Genomic DNA, 8,792 nt, shown 5'->3' with positions numbered 1-8,792 from the left:
TACCGTTTCAATGGCTTTCTATTTTCTTATTCGGCCTAGCTTGGATTCCAATTGGTGCAACCAACATATTATTTGCGACAATTAGTCAAATTGTAATTCCAAACCAATATATTGGACGCATTAACTCAGTCATGCGAAGTATGGGCACAATTGCTATGCCGTTCGGCTCTTTAATTGGCGGATACACCGCAAATGTATTTAGTAGCCAACTCATTTTCGCGCTCGCTAGCATCGGTATTTTATTTATTTCTCTCGTATGGCTGCTTCATCCAAAATTACGAGCATTGCCGAAAGCTGATGAAATTACAGCGGATACTTTTGGAGTTCGATTTAAAGTAGAGCGCGGGAAAGGTACGGCTTTATAGCAGGAACAAATTTAACCCCGTTCTAACTATAGGACGGGGTTAAAAATATAGTTATTTCATTTTGTATGTAAGATACTTCACTCACTAAAAAATATAACAATAAAGTTATTTAAAAAAAGCGCCCAATTGTGGAAAATCAAGATGATGATTTTGACTGTTTCCTTTTCTTTTTGACTAACGCACTAGTTTGAAAACGGAACCATTTAAAGAAAATCGATACTTGAGTAACTCTGTTTTATTTTGAATATAGGTAAAGTCCAAAATCTTGCATAACAGAGGTTTGCCCCATTTGCCGCAACATCGTAGCTATATTGCCACGGTGATAAGAACCATGGGTGACAACGTGAAGTACTGATTCAGAAATAGAAGTTTCAAGCACCCCAGCATATGGGTTATTCACCACTATCACCTTATCAATATCTTCTTGACTGTTTAAAAGGGCTTCGTTTCGTTCGGATAAGTCTTGAAATATTTTTTTCATTTCCTCAATATTTTTTGTTTCCACCTGTTCTCTCAATTGGTTTGTAGACACCATTGCTTCATTCATACTTTTACCTAAGATAATGTCAAACCATGCGTAATCAGTAAGGTAAATGTGTGACAACACCTTTGATACCGAAGAAAAACCACTCTGAATTTCCTTATGATAAATGTCCTGTGGTAGTTCTTTTAAACGATCAATTATCACTCCATTTGCCCATACGTGGTATTTGTACATTATTAATGCGGGGTGTGTCATCTTAAAGTCCCTCATTTCTAATAGTTTTTCGTATTGAAACAATCGATGCCTAGGTAAATAATTCGTCTATAAATTCTGTTGTTCAATTTATTTATTATTCCATTTTATTTATAATATTCCTTCCTAAACTAATCTGACTTATTACCATAAGTACATTCCTTCACAACCCCTATTTATTCACATGGATATCTAAATTAATCACAAATTGTCATTCAAGAATGTGGTCCAATTGTGGAATAGAATGACTCGCATATTTTCAAACAACTTTTTGTCACTTTACACATAAGCGAAAAAATATCAGCGATCTCCCGAAACAAAATGACAAAAAAGAAGAGGCGTTTCCAAACAGCCTCTTCCATCTATTTCGGAAGCTCCACCTGAACAGTAGTCCCTTCCCCTTTCGTACTATACACCGAAACATTTCCGTTATGTAGTTCAACAATTTTCTGCACGATTGATAATCCTAAGCCACTACCTTCTACATTTCTTGCCCTTGCCGTATCTACTTTGTAAAAACGATCAAATATACGTTCCATTTCTTCTTTTTCCATACCGATTCCGTTGTCTGATATAGAGATCATAATGCTCGATTCTAATTCTTCTACAACAAATTCAATCGTTCCACCGTCGTTTGAAAACTTAATGCTATTCGTAAAGATGTTACTCCATACTTGATGAAGTAAGTTTTCATCCCCTCGTATTGTAATATCCGGCACATCAAATTCAACGGCGATATCTTTTTCACGCCATTTCCATTCAAGCATAAAAATGACGTCTTTAATTTGCTTCTGCAAATTGAATTCTTTTATTTGCAACACTTTCTCTTCTTTATCTAGTGAAGCAAGCGTAAGTAACTGTTTACATAAACTAGACATTCGCTTACTTTCGCCCTCAATAATTTGTAAGTAATGGTTTCTTTCTTCCGCACTCATCTTTTCTGTTTGCAATGTTTTCGAAAATCCTTGTATGGAAGAAAGCGGCGATTGAAATTCGTGAGAAACGTTTGAAACGAATTCTTGTCTCATCTCATCTAATTCTTTAATACTTTTCGTCATCTTTTGAAAATTAGTTGCTAATGTACCTATTTCATCTTTTCGGTTTCCATCTAATTCGATATCATATTCACCATTTGCAATCTTTTGCGTCGCTTTCGTAAATGTACGAATCGGACGCACGATATAACCTGCTGCAATCGCTATAAAGATAATACTTAATAGTACGATAAATCCAAGTAATACCGCTAAGAAAATTCGCATCTCGCCAAATTGGTTCTGAATGTCAGGACGAATAAATAAAGCGTACTGTTTATCACTGTGTTGCACTGGTACACCGACACTATTTATTAATTCATTATCGAAAAAACCTGTAATAAAGAGGCGCGTTGGATATGTGGAAACGCCGTTAAACGTTTCCCCTTGCAATACTTTATGAACGGTATCATCACTAATTGACGTTTTACGAAACGCATTACCGATACGCTTTCCATTCTTTTTGTCATCTACAATGTAAATTTCATATCCTAATTTCGCAATAGACTGTAAGTACGCCTCTTTGTTTTCTTCACTTTGCTTTTCATATAACGATTTTACCTCTTCCGCATACATTAAAATCTTTTCACTGTTATACGGTTTTAACTTCACTTGATAGTACACATTTGTTAATAAAAAACCGATAATACTGCTAAGTAGCATGATTCCAACCGTCATAAAAACAAATCTAGAGTATAGTGATTTCATTCTATTTCAACTCCAACTTATAACCGAGTCCGCGTACTGTCGTAATTTGAAAATCATCCGTTCGTTTTGAAAAACGATCTCGCAGCCTTTTCACATGAACGTCAACTGTTCGTTCATCCCCTTCAAAATCCATTCCCCATACTAATTCAATTAATTCTTCTCTTGAAAATGTTCTTCCCGGGTAACTAGCCAGTTGTGATAACAATTCAAATTCCTTTAATGGAAGCAGAATCGTTTGACCGTTACACTTCACTTCAAAGCCTTTTCGGTCAATTGTTGTACCGTGCAGTGTAATAATATCAGCACTCAGCATTTGATAACGACGCAGTAATGCTTTCATACGGAAAATGACTTCAGCTGGCTCAAACGGTTTTACAATATAATCGTCCGTACCAGAAATAAATCCTTTTTCTTTATCAACTAACTGATCTTTCGCAGTTAATAAAATAACAGGAATATCATGATACTTCCTAATTTCCTCACATAACGTATAGCCATCAACAAACGGCATCATAATGTCTACTATCGCAAGTTGAATATTCTCTTTCTCTAATACGCCTTGCGCTATCTTTCCATCTTCTGCTTCAAAAACTTTAAACCCCTCTTTTTGTAAATGGTAATGTAACAACTCTCTAATATGCTTATCATCATCAGCTAATAAAATATGTATCATCTTCATTAAACCCTCTCTTGTTCATCCTTCTACATTTCTTACATTAAGAAACAATTGTTTTTTTTGCAAGAAAAAGAAAAAGAATCTATTTTGAAAAAAGATTATTCAAAATAGATTCTTACGTTTTAGTATTAAGATTATTTTAATGAAAAATAAGTTCTAAGCTTTAGAAATATCAACGAACCCTTCTCCAAATACGTCACGAACATCGTGTATAGCGATGAACGCAGCTGGATCCGTAGTTTGAACAATCCGTTTTAGCTTCACTACTTCTTGCTTGTTAATAACAACATAAAGAATTTCCTTCGGTGTTTTCGTGTAATAGCCATGACCTGAGTACACCGTAACCCCTCTGCCCATTAAGGTAGTAACCTTCCCGGCAATTTCATTCGGGTTATCAGAAATAATCGTAATAGCCTTTTTCGGATTTAAACCTTCAATTACAAATTCCATCACTTTCGTTGCTACATATAGCATAATAATTGTTATCATCAGTTTTTCTGCACCAATGATGAAATAAGATGAAAACGCAACGATTAAATCGAAGAACAGTAGACCGTAGCTAATGCTCCATCCTAAATATTTATGCGTCATCCTTGCTAAGATGGTAGTACCTGCAGTTGTTCCCCCAACGCGAATAATAAGACCAATCCCGCATCCAATAAATATTCCTCCGAAAATGGCATTTACGAGCATTTCATCCGAAGCAATCGTCCAGCCTTCGGTCAAATGAAGAAATAGCGAGTTCGTAACTACAGCGATAATCGTATAAATTGTTGTAATCTTATTTAAAAATTTATAACCGGCTATTAACAAAATCGCATTTAAAATTAAGTTAACTAAGCCCGGTGACCATTCAAATAAATAGTACGTAATAATCGTTATACCTGTTACTCCGCCCTCACCAAACTCGTTCGGGATAACAAATAAATTGACACCTAACGCAAAAAGAAATGCACCGATAATAATAAAAATAATGTCTGTCGTTCTTTTTTTCATACAGTACCTCACTTCTTATGTAAATATTTATTCTGTCATAAACTCTCACCATTATATCGTGGAATATTCAAATCGAACAGTGGTTTATTTTTATTTTAATATAGGGTAATAAATCAACTTCATCCTACATCCACAAGTAATTAAAAAAGTAAAACAACTGTATTTATTATGTACTACAAATAAAGTTTTGATTTCACATGCAATTGACGCTTAAAAATGAATATGAATACTCACTCGTACAAACTTCGAACACAAAGCAAATAGGCGAAGTTATAGAATAAACTTCGCCTCAAATATTTGATCACAGAGATTTAAATGAAATTTTATATCCATACATTCCAGTAATAAAATTACTTATCTTTCTCCATATATTCTTTAATCTTTCGTTCTTCCCACTCTTTTCCGAATATCCCAACTGGAAAAGTTGTCAAACCGTGTATAACGATACCGATCCCCCAACCTGCAAGTGGATATAAAAACCATAATTTACTTGAATCAGAGATTATATTTATAATAAAAAGCATTAAGTTCACTAGAATATAAACCGTTAAATGAATATAAAACGCTTTTAAATTCTCCACCCTTTTTTTAGCTCGTAAATAAACCTCATCTCGCTCCACCCTTAAACACCTCTTTCCATATTGTATTTCTTGACCTTCTCTCCAATATTAACATCATATTCTAATCGGAAATCCGTTATTCTCAAAAAGCACAAAACAAAAAGTACCCATCGAATTGTCATACATATGATCATTCGATGGGTACTGCATGATACATTTTCACAGAAGTCTAATTAAGACCAAATCCAAACATCTTCATTGTTTTCAACATCGCTCTTTATCTCATAAACCTTTTCAATATGATCCGTTGTGTTCCAGTTAATAGAACTTCCGCCCCAGCCTACATACTTCATATCAATTTTTACTTTCTCACCCGTATTAAATACTTGTCCCTTCGTTAAGAAAACATCAATAATCACTTTCTTCCCGTTTAGTGATGGATACTCAACTACGACATATTTAGTAGCACCGTCTCCCTCATCTTCCATCGTTCCCACTTTTGCTACTTCCCCAATTACATAATCAGGTGAGCCATCTTCTTTCATGTGCATGCCTAACTTGTTTGTTGTATTTTCAATTGCAGTTGCAACCATATATTCTGTAAAATTACGCATCATAGAACCAGTAGCCTTTACCTCATCTCCTACTTTCACGTTTGAAAGAGAGTCTATATATACACTAACAGGTTCTTCATATTGCTTAGATTTTACGACAATTACACCGTTATCTACTTCTACTACTCGCCCTTCTAACGTCGAGAAATTCGATTCAATAGAAGCTGCACTCGCTTTTGTTACTTCTAATCCTGGTAAATTCGTTCCTGATAATGCTGCGATTCCTAAAGCACCTGCTAAAATTATTTTTTTCATACCCATTATGAAACATCTCCATTCATGATGATTTTATTTTTTTGATTGGATACGACCAACCTGTAACTATTATAGTTACAGGTTATAGAAAATAGCAACCATCTTTCTCATGCAATGATGCATACTGTACTTTTTAAATATAAAGCGTTTTTCCCTATATTCAATACTACTGCTAAATTCTTGCACACCAGCAGGTAAACGAATTGATGATGAAGAAACTAATGTCATGCATCATATTTTTCAATACTGCAGTTTGATAATCGTAGTCCATTACATTATGTAGGAGCGGAGTTAACATGTTAATAAAACCAAAGAGATTACAGGCAGGAGATGTTGTGGCAACAGTAAGTCCTTCATGGGGAGGAGCAGGTGATTCTGACATAAGATGGCGTTATGAGCAAGGGGTAAAGAGGTTAGAAGAAGTTTTCGGTCTTACGGTTGTTCCCATGCCAAATAGTTTAAAAGGTAGCGAATTCATTTATAACAACCCACAGGCTCGTGCGGAAGATTTAATGACAGCATTTCAAGATACGCGCGTGAAAGCAATTATTGCGAATATCGGCGGTGAAGATAGCATTCGCTTACTTCCCTATATAGATTTTAATGTGATACGTGAAAACCCGAAAATTTTTATGGGATACTCTGACGTTACCGTTTCACACTTGTTTTGTTATAAAGCAGGAATTTCCTCCTTTTACGGTCCAGCCATTTTAACGGATTTTGCTGAAAATATAGAGTTGAATCCATATACGGTTGAAATGGTAAAGCGAACTCTCTTTTCAAATGAAGTTATTGGCGAAATTCAACCAGCTCATGAATGGACGAGTGAGCGTTTAGAATGGATAGAGGTAAATAAAGATACAAGACGTACGATGCAGCAAAATAATGGATATGAGGTACTTCAAGGCTCTACTACCGTACAAGGACGCTTAATTGGTGGTTGTATAGAAGTACTGGAATTTGCAAAAGGAACGGAGCTTTGGCCTGAGAAAAAACATTGGGAAGATAGTATCTTTTTCTTTGAAACTTCTGAAGACCACCCAGAACCAAGTTATATAAAGTATTGTTTACGAAATTACGCAGCGCAAGGCATTCTCCAAAAAGCAAAAGGGATTATTTTTGGTAAACCAAAAGACGAAATGTATTATGAAGAATATAAACATGAAATACTTAAAGTTATGAAAGAATATAACTTAGAAGATTTGCCGATTCTTTATAATTTAAATTTCGGCCATACTGAACCGAAGTTTATTTTACCTTACGGCGCGTTGGCAGAAATTGATTGTGAAAATGTATCTTTTTCTATTTTAGAGAGTGGCGTGGAATGAAGTGTAACTTTAATCAGTGGGGGGCCATTCACATCGCTATCAAGCTAACATTTTGAAGTACTCCCAAAACAAAAATTTATTCTTTTCATAGGTAACCAAGGACATTTAGTTTATTTTTTTCGTTTTAGGGAACAATTAATTTCTTAAGTTGATAGCGATGTGGCGCTATCCCAAAATATAAAAATCTCCTTCAAAAAAGAAAGGCGCCTACGCACCTTTCTTTTTTAACTCACTTGTACTCTCTTCAGCATCCAAAATCCCTTCGGAATCACTTTAATACATCATTGTACGGACCTAATTGCTTTTTAGAAAAGTAATGGATTGTCTCCTTACTTTTCAGTAACATATTTCCTTTTATAATTTTAAAAAATGATATTATAGTTTTTCAATTCTCATATAAAGTCTATTGACTGTATATATCTTTCTCTATATTCTTTAACAACATTTCCAACCTATCCCTAGTAACTTGATTAAAATGTGGATTTAATTCCTTTATTATGAATTCAAGTAACTCATAGCTTATGTATTCACCCAATTCCAGTGAATATTGTTCAGCTAAAAAAGACTTTAATTTTTTAGAGATATCAATCTTATCCTTTTTACTAATTTTTATCTCCATTCGATAACAAACCCCTCTTAGATTAATCTGAAAAGCTAATTAAAATAACTTTTTATTACCTGCGAACTGGTCACTGTTGCATATCATTTTTATATTTGAAGTATCTCTGTTTTATATATTACACAGCACAATATATAAAACAAAGCCCAAATACAGAATTTTTAACTTTATCAACTTTTTTAGGAATTCCAAATAAAATTAACTTTTTCATATTATTAAATTTTTTCTATAAATTTTTCATACCTTCTACCTTTTTGGCACTTTCGTTACCGTAAGTTGCAATTTTCCTCATTTTTAAAATAATACAACCTAGACTCAATGCAAAAAGTGAAATGAATAATATAACTGTAATCTTTTCACTTTTAAATTTTAGAGTAAATGAGGAAAGGGATGCTCCTCCCTTTTCATTATTTTGAGGAGAAAAATTTAGAAATTTTGTACGTCCAAACATGTACCAAACAAATAGTGTAAAAATAAAGAATAAAATACCATTCATAAAATTTTATAATATAATTAACTAGTAACGGAAACCCTAGCGCCCCAACCCCAAACCATACTTCGAGAATGCTAAATTTAGCAGCACTATTCCTTTCTGCTGAAATAATAAAGGAACCCATCGTAGTTTCTAACAAACCTGCTCCATAGCCTAATACAAAGCAAATAACAGTTAAATATGCCCATTCTTTAATATATATAAAACCTCCTAGAACGATGGACATTACTAAAACACCTAATGTTATTGTTTTAAAATAATGATACTTTCTTACTAGTATGGGTGAACTTAGAACACCAAATAAAAAACCCGTAAATTGAAAAAATATTAAAACACCTAATTGACCAGGGGCTCTTCCATAATATTGTATTTAATGAAGGAATTAAACTACCTATGCAAACATGTATTATT

8 protein-coding genes and 3 pseudogenes are annotated in these 8,792 nt (G+C 34.0%); 2 read left to right on the top strand and 9 right to left on the bottom strand.

Annotated features, from left to right (window positions below; genetic code table 11):
• Window positions 1-365 (top strand): annotated as a pseudogene (locus MR113_RS11455) (MFS transporter); the annotation flags it as partial.
• Between the two features lie 235 nt (window positions 366-600).
• Here MR113_RS11455 and MR113_RS11450 read toward each other — a convergent pair.
• The 6 genes from MR113_RS11450 to MR113_RS11425 form a co-directional block, all read right to left on the bottom strand.
• The gene (locus MR113_RS11450) at window positions 601-1,104 is read right to left on the bottom strand and encodes a DinB family protein (RefSeq protein WP_242254290.1); all 504 of its coding nucleotides are present in this window, start codon (window positions 1,102-1,104) and stop codon (window positions 601-603) included.
• A 359-nt stretch (window positions 1,105-1,463) separates the two neighbouring features.
• Window positions 1,464-2,840 carry a sensor histidine kinase gene (locus tag MR113_RS11445; protein WP_242254288.1) on the bottom strand — a complete coding sequence of 459 codons (1,377 nt, stop codon included), beginning with the start codon at window positions 2,838-2,840 and terminating at the stop codon, window positions 1,464-1,466.
• Window position 2,841: 1 nt separating this feature from the next.
• On the bottom strand, window positions 2,842-3,519 hold the full coding sequence (locus MR113_RS11440; protein ID WP_242254286.1) for a response regulator transcription factor: 678 nt from the start codon (window positions 3,517-3,519) through the stop codon (window positions 2,842-2,844).
• A gap of 153 nt (window positions 3,520-3,672) precedes the next feature.
• The gene (locus MR113_RS11435) at window positions 3,673-4,512 is read right to left on the bottom strand and encodes a YitT family protein (RefSeq protein WP_000747488.1); all 840 of its coding nucleotides are present in this window, start codon (window positions 4,510-4,512) and stop codon (window positions 3,673-3,675) included.
• Between the two features lie 350 nt (window positions 4,513-4,862).
• Window positions 4,863-5,132: a 2TM domain-containing protein gene (locus MR113_RS11430; protein ID WP_000438997.1), complete on the bottom strand. Its 270-nt coding sequence runs from the start codon at window positions 5,130-5,132 to the stop codon at window positions 4,863-4,865.
• A gap of 173 nt (window positions 5,133-5,305) precedes the next feature.
• Window positions 5,306-5,947, bottom strand: coding sequence for an ATP F0F1 synthase subunit alpha (locus MR113_RS11425; RefSeq protein WP_042514841.1), 642 nt, complete (start codon window positions 5,945-5,947; stop codon window positions 5,306-5,308).
• Window positions 5,948-6,237: 290 nt separating this feature from the next.
• On the opposite strand from MR113_RS11425, the gene MR113_RS11420 reads away from it, so the two are divergent.
• Entirely contained in the window at window positions 6,238-7,269 is a 1,032-nt protein-coding gene (locus tag MR113_RS11420) for a S66 family peptidase (protein ID WP_098367655.1), read from the top strand.
• A 268-nt stretch (window positions 7,270-7,537) separates the two neighbouring features.
• Here MR113_RS11420 and MR113_RS11415 read toward each other — a convergent pair.
• The 3 genes and pseudogenes from MR113_RS11415 to MR113_RS11405 all read right to left on the bottom strand — a co-directional run.
• Window positions 7,538-7,636, bottom strand: a pseudogene (locus MR113_RS11415) (HXXEE domain-containing protein); the annotation flags it as partial.
• 36 nt (window positions 7,637-7,672) lie between these two features.
• Entirely contained in the window at window positions 7,673-7,888 is a 216-nt protein-coding gene (locus tag MR113_RS11410) for a DUF2164 family protein (RefSeq protein WP_000403244.1), read from the bottom strand.
• A gap of 319 nt (window positions 7,889-8,207) precedes the next feature.
• Window positions 8,208-8,776, bottom strand: a pseudogene (locus MR113_RS11405) (MFS transporter); the annotation flags it as partial.
• Window positions 8,777-8,792: the final 16 nt, after the last annotated feature.

The organism is Bacillus cereus group sp. BfR-BA-01379 (genome assembly GCF_022663605.1).
Classification (GTDB): Bacteria; Bacillota; Bacilli; order Bacillales; family Bacillaceae_G; genus Bacillus_A; species Bacillus_A mobilis.
Note: the sequence above shows the minus strand (reverse complement) of the source record. Positions and strands in the feature narration are given on the sequence as shown.